The sequence below is a fragment of the Acidobacteriota bacterium genome, from assembly GCA_016196065.1.
In the GTDB taxonomy this organism is placed as follows: Bacteria; Acidobacteriota; Terriglobia; order Terriglobales; family Acidobacteriaceae; genus Acidiflorens.
In genome coordinates this window covers 388,100-409,184 of the sequence record JACPYL010000008.1, presented here as the reverse complement: position 1 = coordinate 409,184, position 21,085 = coordinate 388,100, and the positions used below count along the sequence as shown (strand labels likewise).

At 57.2% G+C, this 21,085-nt stretch carries 15 protein-coding genes and 1 pseudogene; 10 read left to right on the top strand and 6 right to left on the bottom strand.

Features of this window, described 5'->3' with window-relative positions; translation table 11 throughout:
- Positions 1-4: 4 nt before the first annotated feature.
- The 5 genes and pseudogenes from HY010_02810 (at position 5) to HY010_02790 (ending at position 5,469) form a co-directional block, all read left to right on the top strand.
- Positions 5-372, top strand: a pseudogene (locus HY010_02810) (four helix bundle protein).
- 135 nt (positions 373-507) lie between these two features.
- A complete protein-coding gene (topA, locus tag HY010_02805) occupies positions 508-3,027 on the top strand; it encodes a type I DNA topoisomerase (GenBank protein ID MBI3474636.1) in 2,520 nt (839 codons plus the stop codon).
- A gap of 65 nt (positions 3,028-3,092) precedes the next feature.
- The gene (locus HY010_02800; protein ID MBI3474635.1) at positions 3,093-3,551 is read left to right on the top strand and encodes a hypothetical protein; all 459 of its coding nucleotides are present in this window, start codon (positions 3,093-3,095) and stop codon (positions 3,549-3,551) included.
- 264 nt (positions 3,552-3,815) lie between these two features.
- A complete protein-coding gene (locus tag HY010_02795) occupies positions 3,816-4,391 on the top strand; it encodes a biotin transporter BioY (GenBank protein ID MBI3474634.1) in 576 nt (191 codons plus the stop codon).
- A 229-nt stretch (positions 4,392-4,620) separates the two neighbouring features.
- Positions 4,621-5,469: an ABC transporter substrate-binding protein gene (locus HY010_02790; GenBank protein ID MBI3474633.1), complete on the top strand. Its 849-nt coding sequence runs from the start codon at positions 4,621-4,623 to the stop codon at positions 5,467-5,469.
- Positions 5,470-5,847: 378 nt separating this feature from the next.
- Here the strand turns inward: HY010_02790 and HY010_02785 are convergent, their stop codons facing one another.
- Positions 5,848-7,575: a Zn-dependent hydrolase gene (locus HY010_02785; protein ID MBI3474632.1), complete on the bottom strand. Its 1,728-nt coding sequence runs from the start codon at positions 7,573-7,575 to the stop codon at positions 5,848-5,850.
- Positions 7,576-7,622: 47 nt separating this feature from the next.
- Here HY010_02785 and HY010_02780 point away from each other — a divergent pair, with 47 nt between their 5' ends.
- On the top strand, positions 7,623-8,339 hold the full coding sequence (locus HY010_02780) for an HAD family hydrolase (protein MBI3474631.1): 717 nt from the start codon (positions 7,623-7,625) through the stop codon (positions 8,337-8,339).
- Between the two features lie 7 nt (positions 8,340-8,346).
- On the opposite strand, the gene HY010_02775 is transcribed toward HY010_02780, so the two are convergent.
- A complete protein-coding gene (locus HY010_02775) occupies positions 8,347-8,697 on the bottom strand; it encodes an IPT/TIG domain-containing protein (protein ID MBI3474630.1) in 351 nt (116 codons plus the stop codon).
- A 248-nt stretch (positions 8,698-8,945) separates the two neighbouring features.
- Between HY010_02775 and HY010_02770 the strand changes: the two genes are divergently transcribed.
- Entirely contained in the window at positions 8,946-10,385 is a 1,440-nt protein-coding gene (locus HY010_02770; GenBank protein ID MBI3474629.1) for a hypothetical protein, read from the top strand.
- Positions 10,386-10,528: 143 nt separating this feature from the next.
- Positions 10,529-13,882 (top strand): PD40 domain-containing protein, encoded by a 3,354-nt coding sequence (locus tag HY010_02765; GenBank protein MBI3474628.1) that lies wholly within the window; start codon positions 10,529-10,531, stop codon positions 13,880-13,882.
- A 384-nt stretch (positions 13,883-14,266) separates the two neighbouring features.
- On the opposite strand, the gene HY010_02760 is transcribed toward HY010_02765, so the two are convergent.
- The 3 genes from HY010_02760 to HY010_02750 form a co-directional block, all read right to left on the bottom strand.
- The gene (locus HY010_02760; GenBank protein ID MBI3474627.1) at positions 14,267-16,078 is read right to left on the bottom strand and encodes a M48 family metalloprotease; all 1,812 of its coding nucleotides are present in this window, start codon (positions 16,076-16,078) and stop codon (positions 14,267-14,269) included.
- An 18-nt stretch (positions 16,079-16,096) separates the two neighbouring features.
- Positions 16,097-17,149: an energy transducer TonB gene (locus HY010_02755; protein ID MBI3474626.1), complete on the bottom strand. Its 1,053-nt coding sequence runs from the start codon at positions 17,147-17,149 to the stop codon at positions 16,097-16,099.
- A 146-nt stretch (positions 17,150-17,295) separates the two neighbouring features.
- Positions 17,296-18,666: an amino acid permease gene (locus tag HY010_02750; protein ID MBI3474625.1), complete on the bottom strand. Its 1,371-nt coding sequence runs from the start codon at positions 18,664-18,666 to the stop codon at positions 17,296-17,298.
- 99 nt (positions 18,667-18,765) lie between these two features.
- Here HY010_02750 and HY010_02745 point away from each other — a divergent pair, with 99 nt between their 5' ends.
- Together HY010_02745 and HY010_02740 are read left to right on the top strand one after the other, a co-directional pair.
- Positions 18,766-19,683 carry a hypothetical protein gene (locus HY010_02745; protein MBI3474624.1) on the top strand — a complete coding sequence of 306 codons (918 nt, stop codon included), beginning with the start codon at positions 18,766-18,768 and terminating at the stop codon, positions 19,681-19,683.
- Positions 19,684-19,688: 5 nt separating this feature from the next.
- On the top strand, positions 19,689-20,459 hold the full coding sequence (locus HY010_02740) for a hypothetical protein (GenBank protein MBI3474623.1): 771 nt from the start codon (positions 19,689-19,691) through the stop codon (positions 20,457-20,459).
- Between the two features lie 29 nt (positions 20,460-20,488).
- On the opposite strand, the gene HY010_02735 is transcribed toward HY010_02740, so the two are convergent.
- Positions 20,489-21,001: a hypothetical protein gene (locus tag HY010_02735; protein ID MBI3474622.1), complete on the bottom strand. Its 513-nt coding sequence runs from the start codon at positions 20,999-21,001 to the stop codon at positions 20,489-20,491.
- Between the last annotated feature and the right edge of the window lie 84 nt (positions 21,002-21,085).

The following is a 21,085-nucleotide window of genomic DNA, read 5'->3' as shown; positions in this document are numbered from 1 at the left end:
CAATATGAAGGACTTTAAGGAGTTGAGGGTGTGGTCAAAGGCTCACGAATTGACGGTATTGATCTATGGTGTGACGCGATCGTTTCCTCGCGATGAAATTTACGGCATCGCCTCACAAGTGCGGCGTTCCGCGGCTTCGATCGGAGCGAATATCGCGGAAGGCTGCGGGCGGCACTCAGACGAGAGATGACGCGCTTCCTGCAAATCGCGCGAGGTTCCGCCAGTGAAACTGAATACCACTTGCTTCTAGCAAAGGACTTGGGCCTCCTTCTAGAAGCCGACTTCCAAAAGACGGAACAGAAGATCCAAGAGGTGCAAAGAATGTTGACTTCGCTTGTTCAGAAGGTCCAACCCGTACGGCGATCCGGCTAGGATCATAGTGGCGGCAAAGCTCGTGATTGCTAGTAGCTAGCAGCCAGTAGCTAGTAGCTAACGGGGAAGTGCAGTTGTTGCCCCTTGCCTGTTCGTGCTAGTTTCAAATCCAACAATTGGCAAACTGAGGAACCATTGTCCAAAGGACTCGTCATCGTCGAATCGCCTGCCAAGGCGAAAACAATTCAGAAGTATTTAGGCAAGGGCTTCACCGTGGATGCCTCGTACGGCCACGTGAAGGATCTGCCCAAGAGCAGTCTCGGCGTCGACATCGACAACGATTTCGAAACCGAATACATCGTCATCCCTGGCAAAGAGAAGGTGCTCGCCAAGCTGAAGAAGCTGGCGCAGTCAGCCGACATGATCTACCTGGCGCCAGACCCGGACCGCGAAGGCGAAGCCATCGCTGCGCACCTTGCGTTTGAACTTGGCGACGGCGAAAAGAAAAAGAAAAAGGGGAAAGTCAGCAAGAAGGCGCAGAAGGAGCTGGAAGAGCATCCCGATGGCGTGAACATCCGCCGCGTCACCTTCAACGAAATCACCCAGCGCGCCGTGAAGGCTGCGTTTGAAAATCCTCGCGACATCGATCGCAACCTGGTCGACGCCCAGCAGGCTCGCCGCGTTCTTGACCGTCTGGTGGGATATCAGGTCTCTCCTCTTTTATGGGACAAAGTTCGCCGTGGTATTTCCGCCGGACGCGTCCAGACCGTTGCGCTGCGCCTGATCGTTGATCGCGAACGCGAGATTAAGGCCTTCGAAAAGAAAGAATATTGGACCATCGACGCCCATCTGTCGGGCGACAAGCCCCCGGCGTTCGACGCCCGCTTCGTCGGTAAAGGCGAAGAAAAAGTAGAAGTCACCAACGGCGAGGACGCCGAAAAGATCCGCGCGGCTCTGGAGAAGTCCGACTGGCTGGTTCGCTCGGTAGAAAAGAAAGAGCGTCGCCGCAATGCGACTCCTCCGTTCACGACCAGCAAGTTGCAGCAGGATTCGTCGCGCAAGCTGCGCTTCAGCGTCAAGCGCACGATGATGATCGCGCAGCGACTCTATGAAGGCATTGAACTGGGCGAAGAAGGGCTGGTCGGCCTGATTACTTACATGCGTACCGATTCGACCCGCGTCTCTCCTGACGCCATCGTCGAAGTGCGCGAATACATTGCCGAGCAGTTTGGCCCTCAGTACATTCCGGAGACGCCGAATACATATAAGGAGAAGAAGGAAGCGCAGGCCGCGCACGAAGCGATTCGTCCGACGTCGGCGATGCGGCATCCCGACACCGTCAAGCAATATCTGCAGGAAGACGAGTTCAAGGTATACAAACTCATCTGGCAGCGCTTCATCGCGTCGCAGATGAATCCGGCGATCTTCGATCAGACGACGGTCGACATTGACGCGAAGTCCGCCAGCGAAACATTCTGGTTCCGTGTCACCGGTTCGGTCATGAAGTTCGACGGCTTCCTCAAAGTCTATGAAGAGTCCAAGGACAATAAGGACGAAGAGGACGAAGAGCTAAAACACAAACTACCGCCGCTCGAAACCGGACAGAAGCTGACGTTGAAAGAATTGAAGCCCGAACAGCATTTCACCGAGCCGCCTCCGCGCTACAACGAAGCGTCGCTCGTGAAAGAACTGGAAGAACGCGGCATCGGGCGTCCCTCGACCTACGCAACCATCCTTAGCACCATTCAGGAGCGCCAGTACGCCACCAAGATTGGCGGCAAGTTTGCTCCGACCGAAATCGGCCTGGTTGTTACCGACCTGCTGGTCGAAAACTTCAAGGACATCTTCGATTTCCAGTACACCGCGCATCTGGAAGAAGAGCTGGACGACATTGAAGAAGGCAAGGAGACGTGGACCGACACGCTCGCCGAGTTCTACAAGAAATTCTCCAAGGATCTCAAATACGCCGAGAAGCACATGGAAAACATCAAGCGTATGGAGAAGCCGACGGACGAAAAGTGTGAACTCTGCGGTTCGCCGCTGGTTATCAAGTGGGGCAAGCACGGATCTTTCTATGCGTGCAGCACCTACGACAAGGAAAATCCTGAAAGCTGCAAGTTCACCAAAGAAAATCCGATTAACCTGCCCGACCTCGACTCTGCCGACATGCAGGAAACGGCGCAGGAGGAATATTGCGAGAACTGCGGCCGGGTCATGGTTCTCAAGCGCGGACGCTTTGGCCAGTTCATGGCCTGCACTGGATATCCTGATTGCAAGACGACACGCCGACTCGATCAGGGCAAGCGCGTGCCGGATATTCCACTCGAAGAGATCTGTCCGGAGTGCAAGACGCGCAACCTGATCATCCGCCACGGGCGTTACGGTGAGTTCACGTCATGCAGCGGGTATCCCGACTGCAAGTACGTGAAGCAGAATTTCATCGGGGTAAAGTGCCCGGATTGCAAGGAAGGCGACCTGGTCGAAAAGCGTGCCCGCAAAGGCAACACGTTCTACGGATGCGGACGCTATCCAAAGTGCAAGTTCACTTCGGCTGCAAAACCGATTGCGGAGAAGTGTCCGAGTTGCGGTCACGAATTTCTGGTCGAGCGCCTGCGCAAGGACGGCACAGTGATTGCCTGCCCCAACAAGGAATGTGATTACGAGCGCGCCGCGGAACCAACCAGCGCGGATGCAGCGGGAGCAACAGTTTCGTAGCGGCGCCCTGTCCCAGACAAAGGAGCGGGCGCTACTTTCAAATTCAGAATACTGAGGACAATGCGATGGCAAAAAAACCAACTGCCCACGACGCCCAGGTCATCATGCAACTGTACGATCTCCGCCGCGAAGCGGAGATGCGCAAGGCCCGCCACTGGGCCACAGCCGAATTCTGGCCTACCAGTGCCGACGAATTTCTGAAGGTTGCCAACGCTTTTCCCGGTCAGGAAAATGCCTGGCTGCGCCAGGTAGGCGGTTATTGGGACATGGCGTCGTCGATGGTTCTGCTCGGCGCGGTCAACCAGGAACTCTTCCTGCAAGGTGGAGTGAGCGGCGAGATGTTTTTCATCTTCGCGAAGATCCAGCCATTCTTGAAGGAAATCCGCGAGAAGATGGGCAATCCCGATGCCTTCGCCAACATTGAGAAGCTCGCTACGGGGTCAAAGCTGGCCCGCAAACGCCTGGAGCGCGTCTCGAAAAACGTCCAGCAGCGCCTGAAATCGATGGCAAAGCCCTCCAAGTGACACGAGTCACAATCCGGCGGCCCTCGCTTCTGCTATCCTAAATTGCTGTGCGGATGCTCTGGTGGTTCCTCATACTCGGAGCCAGTACGGTGGTAGTGGTTGTGGTTGGGATGCTTCTGTATGTGCAGGTGCGCCATCAAATGAAGCGCCCTGCCGCTAGTCCCAAGCCGCCACTGGATGACCACGACCAGCCTCCTTCCGAGGCTTGATCTGCAGAGGTGTGACCTGCAGATGTACGATTCGCCCACGCAGAGAGGATTTTCTATGTCCAAAGTAGCGATCCAAGCTCTCGAACGCCCCAGCCGGTCCGTGGAGTGGGCCAAGCAGGCCGGTATTGTGATCGGCGCCAGCCTCTTTGTGGCTCTGTGCGCACGCCTGACCGTGCCTTTGCCTACGCCCGTGCCGCTGACCCTGCAAAATTTTGGGGTCTTGCTCGTCGGATTGCTCCTGGGATCGCGCCGCGGCTTTGCCGTGATGGCGGTCTACCTGATGGAAGGAGCCTCCGGTCTGCCTGTTTTCAATCCGGCTGGCCCCGGCGGAATCGCACAGATTCTTGGGCCGACAGGCGGTTTCTTGATGGCGTATCCGTTGGTAGCGTTTGTTGCCGGATGGATCTACGAACATTCCTCGCGACGCTTCGCGTGGGCGGCCGTTGCAGGTTTCGCCGGTGAGATCGTGTTGTTCGCAGGTGGCTTGGGATGGCTGTTCGCTCTGACGCACTCCATGTCGCAGGCAATCAAGTGGGGCTTGTACTGGTTCGTATTCGCCGAAGTGATCAAGATCGTAATGGCCGCCGGTTTCGCAGAACGCTGGAACAAACGGCTTTCTCCACGTTCCTAGAACGGACGTTGTTTTCAAGGCGTTGCTTCAAAGACGTTGTTATCGTGACACTGCTCTCGCCACGTTGCTATCGTGACGTTGCTTTCACGAGGTTGCTTCTGTGCCGTTGTATTCATGACGTTGCTTTTGGGTGGCGCAGCGCTTCAGCGCTGCGATTATGCCGGAGTGGAAGACCAGGCTTTAGCCCCTGAGGGGTTAGCCCTCCGCTTGTAGAAATCCTTGAATTCTTATGAATACTGTCTCCGCTCCCGTTCGCGATATCAACGTGGCTCACAGCCCGGACTCTGACGATGCCTTCATGTTCTACGGCCTCGCCACCAACAAAGTCCGCGTGCCCGGACTGCGTTTCAACCACACTCTTTGCGATATCGAAACCCTGAACCAGAAAGCGCAGGAGGGGGTCTACGACGTGACGGCAGTGTCGTTTCACGCCTATCCCTACATCCAGGACCACTACGCGCTCATGGCCTGCGGAGGCAGCGTCGGCGACGGCTACGGTCCGATGATCGTCTCGCCGCGCCCCTTCTCGCAGACTGAAATCAAGAAAATCAAAATCGCCATTCCCGGCAAACTGACGACCGCCTATCTAGCCCTGGAACTATTCGCGCCGGGGATCGAAACTGAAGTTGTTCCCTTCGATCAGATCATCCCGCAGGTAGTGGAAGGCAAATTCGAAGCCGGACTGATCATCCACGAAGGCCAGCTCAGCTATTCGAAAGCCGGATTGCAGCGCGTCGTTGACCTAGGAAAATGGTGGCAGAAAGTCACCGGCCTGCCCCTGCCGCTAGGCGGGAATGCGATCCGCCGCTCGCTCGGCGCTGAAACGATCACGAATGTGACCCAGGCCCTGCGCGACAGCATCCAGTACGCCCTCGATCACCGCGAAGAAGCTCTCTCCTACGCAATGCAATTCGCCCGCGACCTTGACGCCCAACTCGCCGACAAATTTGTCGGCATGTACGTCAACGAACGCACCCTCGACTACGGCGACGACGGCAGGGAAGCGGTCCGGCGGTTGCTCGATATGGGACACAAGGCGGGGATTATTCCAGTGACGCCGCGGGTGGAGTGGGTGTGAAGTAGCTGCGAGCCGCGAGCTATGAGCTTCGAGCGAACCAATTTTCTGCAGCTGTCATCCTGAGCGCAGGAGAAACTCACGAAGTGAGTTTCTGCGGAGTCGAAGGATCCCTTCACCGGGGGCAGTGGCGAAGGTGATGCAAGGCATTCACTCGGCGCAGCACGCAGCGAACTCGCTGCGGCACATTGCGTCGCGCGCAACTTACGAAGAAACGTTGCCAGCGCTTCCGGCACCCTCTACATCGGCTTTGCCGATAACTCTGTTGCGCTCAGGATGACAGTTTAAGAAACTCACCAACTCGAGCATATTTCGTTGAGTGCGCCCATCCACCGCGCTTCGCAAAGAAGCGGTTGCTCGTAGCTCAAAGCCCGAAGCTCCCTACTTCACCTTCTCCGCAAACTCAAACGCCGGATCCACATCCACCGGCACGTCAGACGCCGCTTTCAGAGCGGTTTTCAGCTCCTCCGGCATCTGTCCATACTTCTTGAACCAGTTCTCGCAGCGCTCGCGGTCGCCGGTGGCTTCGATTTCGAGGAGTTCCTTCGCCAGATCGGCTACCGCGCCGGGCATCTTCTCGTAGTCAACCACATATCGGCCATTCGCATTGCGGTGAATCGCCCCGCGTTCGGAGAGATAGTTGAACTCCATCATCTCCGCCTGCCCGTGGGCCTCGGCTGTTCCAAAGCGCACGGTGCGAAACATTCCTCCGACATACGATGCGTAGTACTCTTCCAGCTTTGCTTTGGGCAATGCGTCGTGATCGACCAGCCACTTCAGGCCGAACATGCCGACCACATCAGCTTTCGCTTCTTCCAGACCACTGAAGGCGTGTCCGATGGCTTCACGGATGCTGACTTTCCCATTCGCCGTCCGCGCAAATGCCGGACCGATGCCATGCGCGATCTCGTGCATGATCGTGTCTTCCATGTATCCGTCGCCGGTCACTTTGGCGGCCTGCTTGGGTTCCATCAGTTTGCGCGCGACTGGCAGGAACACGTAGTTCACGCGCGCGTCCATGAAGTTCTTGAAGAAAAGCTTCTTGCTGCCTTTCTGTTCATGCACGCGCGGATCGTTTGGCAGATTGTCGGCTACCGCCTGGTATCCGTGCGTCAGATCGCCCGCGCGGAATGGAGTGTCCATCACTTCCATCGGTGTTTCCAGCCCGCGCTTTGACGGACGGTCTTCCGCTGCCAGAGGCAGCGCGTCCTGAATGTCGGCAACGTATTTCTGAAACAGTTCCAGTTTTTTGCTCTCGCGCTCGTTACGGACCATAACAGCCGCTCCGTACGATCCCTTCACGCCGAGCAGGCTGTCCATGTAGGTTTCGTAGGGCGCAAAAATAATGTCGAATTTCGGATGCTTCAGGTCAAGCCACGCCAGGTCGCTCGGAAAGTAGTCGTCACTCAGAAGCGCATCGGCGCGCAACTCAAGAAACTTCGCGAACGCCGGATCATCACTCAGGATTGCCGCGTCCCGCAGCGCCTTTGCCGCCGGCTCAAGAAATGGACGATAGAAAACGTGGTAGGGAACCGTCTCCAGCTTTCCATCTTTCCATCGGACCACGGTGAACTGGTCGTAGATCGCGTCTTTTTGATCGGGATGATCTTTCACATACTGCTCGACTTTTTCGCGAGTCAAGTCCGTGGGATAAAATCCGCGCCCTGCGGGCATCGGATCGGCGCCAACAAACGGCTTATTTTCGTCAATCAAGTCGAAGCGCGCGGCATTGAGTTTCAAATACGTGCGGAGCCGGACATCGCGGATATTCGTGCTCGACTCCAGCGACTGGTAGAGTGCCAGCGCTTCCGGATCGCTCTGCCGCCAGTAAATACTGTCGAGATAGCCGCACGCCTCCACCAGTTTGCCGACCAATTTCTGTTCGCGCGCAGTCAGCCCAGCGCGGTTGAACGGCATTTTGACGCGCCGGAACTTGGCCAGGCGCTTGTCAAGATCGGGAGCGACTTTCAATCCAGATGTAACCGGGCCGGTCGCAGCCGATCCGGTCATCTTGCGCGTCTTTTTCGCAGGTGCCTTGGTTTGTGATGAGCCCGAAATAGACATGAGGACAAGGAGAAAGAGAACCGCCAGGAACCAATTATTTTTCATTGAATGCATTCAATTCTATCAAATTCAAGGAGTTGCCCGAAGGCGCTATGATTAGACGTATGACCGTGCAAAATGGCGCTCAGACCCTGCTCATCGATGCCGATGACACCCTCTGGGAGAACAATATCTACTTCGAGCGCGCCATTGGCCGCTTTATTTCCTTCCTAGATCATCGGGATCATTCCCCGGAGCAGGTTCGGGAAGTACTGAACGATGCGGAACGGGATTCGATCGTAAAGCACGGTTACGGGCTGCACAGCTTTTCTCATTCGCTGGTCGCGACCTTTGAAAAGCTTTCCGTCGAACCGATCACGCCCGAATTGCACGAGCGCATTCAAAGTTTCGCCCATCAGATCGCCGAACATCCCATCGAGATACTGGCAGGCGTACCGGAAACTCTCGCTTACCTGGGTGAGCGGCATCACGTTCTGATGGTGACAAAAGGGAATCCCGTCGAGCAGGCCGGCAAAGTCGAGCGGTCAGGACTGAAGGAGTACTTTGCGGCGATTGAAATCGTTCCGGAGAAGGATGAGAAGTGTTACCGGTCGGTGATTTCCAAATACGCGCTTCAGTCCGACAGCACGTGGATGGTCGGGAACAGTCCGAAATCAGATATTAATCCGGCACTCGCCGCCGGTTTGCATGCGGTGTTCGTGCCGCATGACAACACCTGGATTCTCGAACACGACGAACTCGTTCCCGCCCCTGCTGCGCAACACCTGCTCGTCGTCGAACATTTCGCCGACCTGCGCAACCACTTTTAACCTGCTGCTATTGCACCGTGAAATTCATGATGTTCGAGTTCTTTGCAGCGGAACGTACGTACACCGGGAACTCGCCGGCGGTTGCGACATCCTGCGCGGAGACGGTAGCGGTGACTTGATTACCCGTGCCATATGTCGAAGGCAGGGCCGTGCCATTCCAAAAGACGACGGAGTCAGCGCCAAAATTGCTGCCATCCACCGTTAGTGTGAAGGTCGCGTCGCCCGCCGTTGCCGTAGCCGGAACGAGGCTGGTGAGTGTTGGGGAACCGGTTCCCCCCATGTTGTAGTGAGACCCATAGCCGCACGCCGTCGTGAACAGGGCGAGGGTCAAAAGAAAGCAAAGACAGAATCGTGACATAGTTTTCTCCATGCTGCGTTATGCAGATTGTGCTCAGGCTAACAATCTCCAGTTATGGCTTTGTCATTGCCATGTCACTTTCTTGTCCAATCGAATACACATGCCACTTGGCCCGCTGGGTGCGGATTTGATACCATCAGTGCCCGCTGCGTTTCGCTCTTCGCCCCCGAAGATGGCCGCAAATCAGGGATAGTCTGTGGGGATGTCCCTGGGCAGGCCGCGCGGATGTTCACGAAAGGTGGTTCGACTTGCTCAAGCATTTTCTTCTTGCGATCGCTACGCTGCTCTTGGCCGGCACTTCGACGGCGCAAACGCTTCAAACGCTCACGCACCAGCCCCCTGCCGGAGTGGGAATGAGCTTCCTGCTCACCGATGGCACGGTCATTTTCCAGGGTTCAGGAACCAGTTGGTACAAACTTACTCCTGACAATACGGGAAGCTATCTGAAAGGGACTTGGACGCAGGTCGCCAGCTTGCCATCCGGTTATAATCCCGACGCTTTTTCCTCAGCGGTCCTCGGCGATGGCCGCGTTCTGATCGAAGGCGGCGAATATCTCGGCAATAATTTCGTGCTCACCAACAAAGGCGCGATCTACGATCCGAAGGCTAACCAGTGGACCGCGGTGAATCCCCCCACCGGGTGGACCACCATCGGGGACTCGCCTTCTGTAGTGTTGCCGGACGGACGGTTTCTGCTCGGCAACAAAGTAACAAAAGATATGGCTGTCCTTGATCCCGCGACATTGACCTGGACTGCTGTCCTCTCGACTCACAAGAAAGACTTCAACGCTGAAGAAGGTTGGACGCTGATGCCGAACGGTTCCGTCCTGACCTTTGATGTGAAGTCCGCGCCCCATGCCGAACGGTACCTCCCCACGTTGTCAAAGTGGGTCACTGCGGGCTCGACGATTGTCGATTTACATTCTCCAACCGACATTCAGGGCTGCATTACCTACCCCACCGGCTGCTACTTCCCGCCCGGAGAAGTGGGTCCCGCTGTCCTGCGCCCAGACGGCACGGTGTTCGCCACGGGTTCGTACACCAACGGCGGTGCCGGCCCCGGACATACTGCGATCTTTCATCCTGGACCCAAGCTCGCGAGCAAAGGCCTTTGGACGGCTGGACCAGATTTTCCGAATGGTGACAACGCCGGCGATTCCTGGGCAGCACTGCTCCCGAATGGCAATGTACTGGTTGCTGGAAATTCAGGAAGATTCTATGAATTCGATGGAACGAATCTGAACTTCACAATCGCGGGCTACGGAGCACTGATGATGTTGCCGAGCGGCCAAGTGCTGGTTTCCGGGAACCAGGTTCAGCTCTACAATCCGACAGGAACGTATCTCCCAGCCTGGGCTCCGACGATCTCGTCGTCTCCGGGCACGATCACGCGTGGCTCTACATACTCGATTTCCGGAACGCAGTTCAACGGTCTTTCACAGGCTGCTTCTTTCGGAGACGAGTTTGAAACCAACACCAACTATCCATTGGTGCGGATCACCAACAAAAGCACGAAACACGTGTTCTACGCCCGTACCCACAACCACAGCACCATGGGTGTAGCAACCGGCACCGCTATTGTATCCACCAACTTCGATGTTCCTTCCGCCGCCGAAACCGGCGCCAGCACGCTCGAAGTAGTCGCCAACGGAATTCCATCGGCCACAGTGACGGTAACCGTCAACTAGTCGGTTGATGTCTCGATCAACGGCGCTGTCTTGACTCGGTTGCAATGAGGCAAGGCGGCGCCGTTCCATTTGCTGGCCTCGCGGTCCACGCGGAGGAGCATTGATGATGCTAAGATGCTCAGTTCTTCTTCCAGGAGCCCTTCATGCGAAAGCTTGTCTTCGCTCTGTGTGCTGCCGCCTTTCTTTGTAGTGTTCAAATTCACGCACAATCCGCGCCGCTTCTTTTGCGGGAACCAACCGTCAGCAAGACGGAGATCGTTTTTACCTACGGCGGCGATCTTTGGTCCGTGAGTCGCAATGGCGGAGACGCCCACCGCCTGACGTCCGCAGCCGGCACTAACATTGACGCCCGGTTTTCGCCGGACGGTTCGATGATTGCCTTTACCGGCAGCTACGCCGGCAATCGCGACGTGTACGTGATGCCCGCCACTGGCGGACAGCCGAAACGCCTGACTTATCATCCAGCCGACGACGAGGCTATGGGATGGACTCCCGACGGCAAGGGCGTTCTCTTTCGCTCCAACCGCCATGCGTACTATCACGCGAATAATCAGCTCTACACGGTTCCGGTAGGCGGTGGCCCGGCGGCCGAACTTCCTCTGCCCATCGCCGAAGAAGGCGTGCTTTCGCCCGACGGAAGTCATCTCGCCTACGTGCCCCACGGGAAATGGCAGCGTGCCTGGAAACACTATCGCGGCGGGCAAACGACTCCGATTTGGATCGCCGATCTCAAGGACTCTTCCGTGCAGAAGATCCCCCGCGAGAATTCCAACGACTTCAATCCCATGTGGGTGGGCAACACGATTTACTTTCTATCGGACCGGAATGGAGCCGTGAGCCTGTTTGCGTATGACACCGAGAGCAAGCAGGTCCGCGAAGTCGTGAAGAACGATGGGTTCGATTTCAAGTCGGCCTCGGCCGGACCGGACGCCATCGTGATCGAGCAATTCGGTGCGCTGAAGCTTCTTGACCTGCCAACCGGGCAAGTCCAAACCATCAATGTGAAAGTCAGTGGAGATCTTCCTGAAGTTCGCCCGCAATTTGTGAAGGTGGAAGCGAAGCGTCTGCAAAATTTCAGCCTGTCTCCGGCCGGTGTTCGCGTGGTTGCCGAAGCGTGGGGCGAGATCTTCACGATTCCGTCTGACAAAGGGGACATCCGCAATCTTACTCATAGTCCAGCCGTTGCGGACCGCGATCCAGCCTGGTCGCCGGATGGAAAATGGATATGCTATTTCTCCGACGAACCCGGCGAATATGAATTACAGGTTCGCGAGCAGAACGGTAGCGGGGCAGTGCAGCACATCAGTCTCGGAACACCGCCGTCTTACTTCTACAACCCTGTGTGGTCGCCTGACAGCAAGAAGATTCTGTATACCGACAAGCGCTTGAATGTGTGGATTGCAGAAGTTGCCACCGGCAAGCTGACCAAGGCTGATACCGATCGTTACGACGATCCCCGGCGCAACCTGCATCCCGCCTGGGCTCCCGACAGCAAGTGGATTACCTACACGAAGCAGCTGGCCAATCATTTGCGCGCGGTATTCGTATATTCGTTGGACCAATCCAAAGCCTTCCAGATTTCTGACGGCCTCAGCGATGCGGAGTATGCCGTCTTCGACAAGAACGGCAAGAGCCTCTACTTCACGGCCAGCACCGATGTTGGACTGGGAGCAAGTTGGCTCGACATGTCGAGCCTCGACCATCCCCAGTCTCGGAGCGTGTATGTAGCCGTGCTGCGGAAGGACGATGTCTCTCCGTTGGCGCCTGAGAGTGACGAAGAAAAAATCAAGGAAGCAAAAGAAGAATCGAAGAAAGTAGAAATCAAAGTCAAAACGGGCAAATCAAAAGACAAAGCTGTCGAAGAAGCGAAGGAAGAAACAGAAAAGAAAAAAGAAGAGCCTGTGTCGGTGCGCGTTGATATGGACGGCATCGGGCAGCGCATTCTCGCCCTTCCCATCCCATCTCGAGGCTATCTAGGGTTGTCTGCTGGTGCGACCGGAATCCTGTTTCTCGCCGAAGGCCCCTCGGTGATCCGAGAGAGCGATCAGGAAGACTTGAAAACTACTCTCTGGAAGTTCGACCTGAGTAAACGCAAAGTCGACAAGTTCCTTGAAGAAGTGAACGACTACACCCTGTCTGACGACGGCGGAAAGATGCTTTACCGCAAGGGTGAGCAATTCGTAATCAGCGCCACCGCGGAAGCGCCCAGTGCCGGAGCCGGTCCTCCCAAGCCCGGCGAGGGCCCACTGAAACTCGAAGGCATGCAGGTCTACATCGAGCCCCGCGCGATGTGGAAGCAGCAGTATCACGAAGCCTGGCGCATCGAGCGCGACTTCCTCTATGACCCCAATCACCACGGCCTGGATCTCGCAAAAGCAGAGAAGAAATATGCTCCTTACATCGATGGCCTGGGCTCGCGCGACGAACTGAATTATCTGTTTGAAGACGCCCTCGGCGAAATCCAGGTTGGCCATGTCTTTGTTGGCGGTGGATACCGTCCTGAAATCAAGCCGGTGAAGACCGGACTGCTGGGAGCCGATTACGCCATCGACAACAATCGCTATCGCGTGGCGCGCGTCTTCAACGGAGAGAACTGGAATCCCGACCTGCAAGCTCCGCTCACGCAGCCGGGAGTGAACGTCAAGGTTGGTGAATACATTCTCGCAGTCGCCGGACGCGATCTGCATGGGTCCGATGACATCGACAGCTTCTTTGAAGGCACCGCCGGTAAGCAGGTGACCATCAAGGTTGGACCCAATCCAGATGGCAAGGAATCGCGCGAAGTCACGGTCATTCCGATCGACAGCGAAACTGGTTTGCGTCATCTCGCGTGGATCGAAGGCAATCGCCGCAAAGTCGACGAACTCAGTGGAGGCCGCGTGGCCTACGTTCACTTGCCCAACACAGCGGGAGGTGGTTTCTCCAGCTTCAATCGCTACTACTTCGCGCAGGTCGGCAAGGAGGCCGCCGTCCTCGACGAGCGTTTCAACGAAGGCGGAGATCTTGCCGATTACATCATTGATTCCTTGCGGCGTCCGCTCATGAGTCTCGGAGAAACGCGCGAAGGAGAGGATTTCGGTAGCCCTGGCGCCGCCATCTACGGACCGAAAGCGATGATCATCAATGAAATGGCGGGCTCCGGCGGAGACGCTCAACCCTGGTATTTCCGCAAAGCTGGTATCGGACCTCTCGTTGGCAAACAGACCTGGGGCGGGCTCGTCGGCATATGGGACTACCCCGACTTCATCGATGGCGGGGGAGTCACCGCTCCGCGCGGTGCCCTCTTTGGATTAGCGGGTGAGTTTGAAGTGGAGGGCCACGGCATCAAGCCGGACTACGACGTTGAACTCGATCCGGCAGCCGTGCGGCAGGGCCACGATCCGCAACTGGAGAAGGCAGTCGCTGTCGTGCTCGATCTACTGAACAAGAACCCGTTACCGAAATACAAGAAACCGCCCTATCCGAATTTTCACCAGGGAGACGACCTGGGGAAGTGAGTTGGATCCAAGGTGGAGTGGATTGCTGCGCTGTACTTTGCAGTTTTGTGGCTTTGCGGTCTTGTGTGCCTTTGCAGTGTTGTGAGGCTTTGCACCATTGGAAGTAGTATTGGGTGGTAGTTTTTGGGTGGCGCAGCGGTTCACCGCTGCGATCCAGCGTCATGTCGATTTCCGCTTCAGCGGCTGAGGTCAACCTGCCTGCGGGATCGTGTGGGCGCACGCTTGCGGCCATCATGCCGCGTTGGATGTCGGCTGCCTTTTCATGCCGCTGGCTCGCCGCTGAGCAAACCAGGGCTGCTGATTATTTCCCCCAGAAAGACACAAGGCCGGGCCCCGGAATTTCTTCCGGTCCCGGCCTGCGCTTCGTTCACCTCGTGAGCCGACTTAGTTCGTCGGGCTAGGAGTCGCGTTGGCGGAACTCGCAGTGGTTGCGGGCGCCGTCGTGGCGGGAACTGAGTTCGCACCAAAACGCGTTAAACGCGGGAAAAATGGAGTGACTTCAAACGGCATCTTGTCGCGTGCTGAAGTGATTGCTACCGGCTGCGCCTTGACCATTTCTACTTTGTTGTCCCAGGCATTGAGTCGGACGCGTCCACCAAGCGGCAGGGCAGCGATCTGGTCCAGTTTGTTCCAGTCGAGAGCCGGAGCCGATGTTGCCAGTGAAGACATGCGAGTGACCGTGCCATTTTCAGCAATGCTGTTGCCGAGGTGGGCCTGCAGCAGAGCGGCCAGCTGGGGCGCGCGCGTTTGCAGAACCTTGATGAACAAGCCGGCCGCGTCCAGCTTCTGCGCGTAAGGCGAGTTCTTCAGCATTTCCACCGCTTTCTTGTCGGCGGCTGCTTCCTCTTCGGGAATGTGCTTGAAACCGAGGTTCTGGTACGTTCCTTCGTCCGAGAACAGCATGCGGTCGTTGAAAGCGTACTGGCTTCCCAGGTTGTGTCCAAGCACGATGTGCGACAGTTCATGCGAGAGTACAGCGGCCAGGCTGGCTTCGTCCGGCAGGACGTCGATCATGCCACGGCTGATGACAATCGTGTTGCCCACGCTGAAGGTTTCCAGCGGAGACGTGATCAGGACGCGCGTACGGATCGGACGCGGCAATTCGATATTGTTGGTGATCTGCAGGTTGTTGACGACGGTCTGCAGAACCTTGTCGAGTTCGCCTTCGGGAGCCAGCAATCCGGAGCGTTCCAGGCGTTCCAGAACGTTGTCTTCGGCTTGCTGCTGCCATTCGCGCTGGGCGGCCAGCGGAGAAGCGTCTTGTGCCGATGGCGTGTCGTCTTTCACGCTGTCCACGCGAATCTGCGTCAGTTCGTCGTTGGCGGCGCCAGTCTTCAGGTTATATCCCCACATGCGGGTCTGTGCCTTGAACGCAATCTTGTTCTTGGCGCCAGCGGTGAAGTCGCCTTCTTCGCTGTAGATGTAAGTCGGTACCCAATATCCGGGGACCAGGTTCAGTCTCCAGCTGTCCATGTGGAAGTAGTAGGTGTTGCGCGAAGGATGGGTATACGTTCCGTTCAAGCGAACGATGTTGAAGTCCTGATCCTCAACCCAGACGCGTCCGAGGAAGCGGCCCTTGCCAGCTGTTTTCTTGGGTGTGACGTCGAACACGAGGGTACGGACATCGCCCATGAATTCGCGGCGCACATAGCGGAAATCGTAGTGCTGGCGATCGAAGTCATTGCGATCGGCGTAAATCATCCACGAAAAGCCGAGCGGCGTGTACTGGAACTTGAACATCTTGGTGACGCCGCCGAGCAGGCGCTTCTCCATGCCGTCGTCTTTCTCTTTCAGGTAGTCAGAACGGTCGATGGATTCGCTCAGGTCCATGCGGCCGAGGAAGTACCGGTCATCGCTCGGGACCGGACCCAATGCCGTGTCCTGCGTCAGGTTCTGGAGATAGGTCTCCACCACGGGCGTGCGCGGGGCCATCATTTTGACAAGGCCCTTCTCGCGCTCGATCACGCGGTCGACGACCTGATCCATGGTCACGGGCGCAGCCACCGGAGGCGGCGGCGCAGGTGTCGCGGAAATAGGTTGGCTCGCCGAGGCGGGCTCTGCAGCCGGACCCGATTGCGGGCTTGCCGAAACGGGCTGCTGAGTTCCAGGTGCCGGTGCCGACTGTTGTGCCACTGCCGCCGTCATCGTGACCGATAGAACCAGCAGGGCCAGAACCATCCATTTCGAAGTACGCATGACTCTCATCTCCAAAAATTAGTACGCTAGCTGGAACACCACGTGCACGATGGCCGTGGAGTCCATGGGCTGTCCGTTCCGCATCGCGGGTTTAAAACGCATCTTATTGGCGGCTGCGATGGCGTTCTCATCGAGCCCGTGGCCCAACCCGCGGACCACCCGGTTCACATGCAACTGCCCGTTCGCACCGAAGCTGACTTCAAGAAGTACTTCCCCTTCCAGCTTCAAACCGCGCGCTTCCTCGGTGTAAGCCGGATTCGGTTTGAACGTGATCTCAACCGAAGTTGTCGCTGGACCGCTGTCCAGTGTGCGCTGGCTGCCAGGCTTCACCTGGGCGACTTCCTGCGCGCCGAAGCCTGAAGTCTGCACACCCTTGCCACTGCTGCGGCCATCACCTTTTCCCGGAGTGGCAATCCCAGTTCCGAAATCGGCACTGGCGACTGTTCCCTTGATACCCTTGGCTCCGCCTGATCCGTTTCCGTTTCCAGGACCGACCGGCATATCGAATCCGCCGGCCGCTGCCGCCATGAGCCGGGCATTCGATTTACTGTTCTCATTCGGCTTGAGTCCATTGGGATCGCCAAATCCACCCGTCTGCACTTTCTGAATCGGCGCATTCACGGTCGGCGTCACCGAACTGCCTGCAAAGTCCCCGGTGTGAATCAGTACCGGACGCGCTCCGCCCGGAATGGTCTTCAAAACCGCCGGAGCAAAATTGTTGAGTGCCACTTTGGGAACTTCCACTTCCTGTTGATGAGGCTTGATGACGCGAATTTCCTTCGGCACCACCAGCTTCGGAGACTCAAACACGGGCGCAGGTTTCAATAACTTGGCATGCACCGGCAACGGCTTCGGCGGCGGTGGAGGCTCGGGCCGCAACGAAGGTCGTGGAATCAATTCCGTCACGTGAAAGCTCAGATTGGTCTTCAGGTCTTGCGGCATCAGGACATTGACCAGCAGCAATAGCAAGATGAAGGCAACCAACATGCCATAGCTGGTGGCAAACGTCCGCCAGTCCCATTTTTTCTCGGGCAGAAGGCCGAGCCGAAATCCACGATCGTTCATTGACATGCCATAGCTCCAAATATGGGGACCCAGGCTGGGGAGAGCGCATGGGACTGGAGTCCTCACATTAGAGGATCATCGGGCAGGGGTAAACGTGTCGCATGCGCCTGTCCTTTGGTAACCGATCAAAAGGTGGGTTTTCTTGGGATTTGTTACTTGGAAGTAACGCGCTTTTGCCGCGCAAACCAGTAGAACACCGGAACCCCTGCCAGAATTGCCAAGGTTCCATAGGCAGAATTCGGCAGATTGTTCTTGAACGTGAAGTAAAGGAGCGCCGCCGAAACGCCCACGAACAACGCCGGAACTACAGGATAGCCCCAGACCTTATACGGACGGTCAGCCCCGGGATCGCGCTTCCGAAACACGAAAACCGTGCTTCCCGCGATCATATAAAAGAGCCATTCCGCAAAGATTGCCAGCGAGAAGAACTGCCGGAAGCTTCCCCCTAGAAGAAGGAGCACAATCGCCAGCCCGCACTGCACCACGATGGCTACGGATGGCGTCCGGAATCGGGGATGCACATCCGCGATCGACTGGAAGAAGTATCCATCCCGCGCCATCGCATAGGGCACACGCGCTCCGCTCATGATCGTGCCATTCAGCGTCACGAGCATGGAGATCGCCATCGCCGCCGAGACCAGGCCCGCGCCCGTGCGTCCCAGCACCAGGGCGACCGCTTCGGAAGCCGGGCGTTCCGATCCCGCTACGACTGCAGCGGGAAGGACGTACTGCACCGCTGCGTTGACCAGTATGTAAAGCAGTCCCACGGTCGCTACGCCCCAGATCAAAGCCAGCGGGACATTGCGCTGCGGATTGCGGATCTCGCCTGCCACCATGTTGAGATCGTTCCAGCCGTCATAGGCCCAGAGAGCCGCGACCAGGGCGAGGAAGAATCCGTTGATACCACCCTTGGCGCCGACAAACTCCGTTGCAAAATTTGACCATGAGCCGCCGCCATAGGAAAACCCAATCGCCACGATCCCCACAATCGTTGCGACTTTGAGTAACGTGAACAGAAACTGAAATTCACCCGCTTTGCGTACGCCGATGTAGTTAAGCCACGAAATAAGGATGGCTGCGGCGATGGCGACGAGTTGTCCGTAGGTGAGCGTGAACGGATGTGCCAGGAACGGATGGGAGAAGAAAGCAAATATCGGAAACGTGCCCAGAATGCGGACGAGGCCAGTCGTGATGGTGGCGATTGAGGCAGGCTTTGCGATCAGGAACCAAGTCCAGGCGTAGAGAAATCCCGCGAGTGGCCCGTATGCATCGCGGACGTAAACGTACTCGCCGCCCGCCTGCGGTTTCATTGCGCCCAGTTCCGCGTATGTGAGCGCGCCAAAGAACGAGAGAACTCCTCCCACCATCCACGCCAGATACACGAGGCGAGCCGAGCCGACGGCTTGCATCATCTCGGCAGGAACCAGAAAGATGCCGCTGCCGATGATCGTGCCCACCACGACCGCTCCAGCATGGGAGAGGCCGAGATCGCGGGCGAGTTCGGGACGTGGACTTTGTGCCATAGCCGGTTTCTGAGAACGATGCGCTTTAGGAGTCGCTAGCCATCTTACAGAACAACAATGTCCCCGGAAATATAAGTCATGCTGTGATAGAAATACCGCGTGGCGTTTTACCTTGGCATCGACGGCGGCGGCACGAAAACTCGCTGCGCCCTGGGTGACGAAACAAGGACTCTGGCCACGGCCGTCGCCGGAGGCAGCAACATCATCCGTTCTGGCGAAGCGCTGGCTCGCGAATCGTTACACGCTTGCATACGGGAAGCATGCACTTCCGCAAAGATTGAACCGGCTCATATCCGAAACATCTGCGTTGGTGCGGCCGGAGCAGCCCGGCCCGAAATTGCAGCCAAAGTTCAAAGCATCCTCGCGGAACTGACTCCCGCCTTGGTCGAAGTTGTCGGAGACATGGTGATCGCCCTCGAGGCAGCCTTCGGTACTGGGCCCGGAGTAATCGTTGCCGCGGGCACAGGTTCGATCGTCTATGGACGCGACGCCACCGGCCGTACGGCCCGCGCCGGTGGCTGGGGATTCGCAATCTCGGACGAAGGCTCCGGGCACTGGATCGGCAAGCATGCCGTCTCGATGATCCTGCGCGCCCGCGATGCAGGGCAGCAAACGGCTCTTTCCGATTTGGTGCTTCAAGCCTGGAATTTGCGTGATTTGAGCGCACTCGTAGAAACTGCCAACTCGGAACCCTCACCTGATTTCCCGCGGCTTTTCCCCATTGTCCTCAAGGCGGCTGCCGAGCGCGATTCCATGGCTCGCGCAATCCTGGCCGACGCCGGATCGCAGCTAGCTGGCCTAACGGCCAAGGTCATTAGCCGCCTGATGCCCAAGGCTCCCCATGCCCCAGTAGCCATGACGGGCAGTGTCTTTCGTCAGTCCACCGAAGTGCGCCAGGTTTTCTACAATTGTCTACATGCCCGCTTCCCGGGCGTCGAACTGCAAAGCGAGTTGATCGAACCCGTGGAAGGAGCGCTGACACTGGCGCGCCGGGCAGGGAAGTTGAAGGCAGGCTAAACCGTATGATTCGCGAAAATGAAAACGCAGAGGCACCCCCAGCTTCAGCGGTTCCGGCTTCGCTTGAGAGTTTCACCCACAACATTTCACCGGAGGAACTTCTGCGTGCGGCTGCGAATCCGGCGCTGACAGAGGATCTCGCCCTGTCACTGCTCAAGTGGGCGGACTTACCTGTGGACGTCCTGGACCGGCTGGGAAAGAACACCAGTGTTCTGAAGCTGCGTAAGGTGAGGCTCGCTGTCGCCAGTCATCCGCACACGCCTCGCCAGATTTCGATCCCGCTGATTCGTCAGTTCTACACTTTTGACTTGATGAAGATCGCGCTCACTCCGGGTGTGCCTGCCGATGTGAAAGTTGCTACGGATGATCTCCTCATTTCGCGTTTGAAGACGGTTACACTCGGGGAACGCCTCGCCCTCGCCCGCCGCGGATCGGGCCGGGTAGCCGGGGCCATGCTGCTGGATGGCGACGCCCGCGTCATGCAGATCGCACTGGAAAATGCCCGACTCACAGAGACTTTTGTGATCCAGGCAGTGTTGCGTCCGGAAGCGAAGGCCTACATGGTGCAGGCAGTGGCGCACCACGCGAAGTGGTCGTATCGCAGGGAATTGCGGATCGCCCTGCTACGTACGGAGTATTTGTCGCTCGCGCGGGCACTCGAATTCAGCCAGGGACTGCCCGAACCGCTCTTGCGTGATGTCCTCAATACTTCGCGATTGCCGGGCCGAATCAAGGAACAGATCCTGCGAGAACATCAGAGCCGTCCTTCTCTCTGACCCCGCCTGCCGATCGTTGAGCGCGCGCGTTAAGCGGCTCGTCGCAATGCCGGAGCTGTTGCGGCGCGAAACCCCTTCGCTGCTTTGATGGTGAGCCCGATGAACAGGGCCAGCAGTACTAGCTGCGAAATCAGGAAAGGAGGCTCTTGTCCCTTCGGAGCCATAGCATGCAGGCTCGGCACTTTGAGGAAGAGCTGCACTATCAGCACGAAGCAGTTGAGATAGAGCGCGATCATCGCGGTGAACACATACGTTTTGCGCCATCCACCGGCCAGATGAAAGGCATAACGTGCCGTCAGCGCCCCGGCCAGCACCACCAGCGAGATCGTGCCGACGATGTGAGACGGCAGGAGATGCTCAACCGGGAATAGAAATCCGGTCGCACTGGTTAACACTGTTGTCAGCAGGAATAGATTGGTCCACTTTTCTATGGTCTTTCCGCTGAGCATTCCGTAAGCAACGACCAGGCCCGCAACGATCCCGATCAAGCTAAGGGCAGTATGAAAAGCAGTAAACGTAGCGAGCGACATTCCCAGGATCATAGTGGCGTTCTCCCCGAACTAGCGATGCGAGATAGTACGCTGGGGCGGTGAAAATATCTACCACCGTATAAAGAAATCAAATGT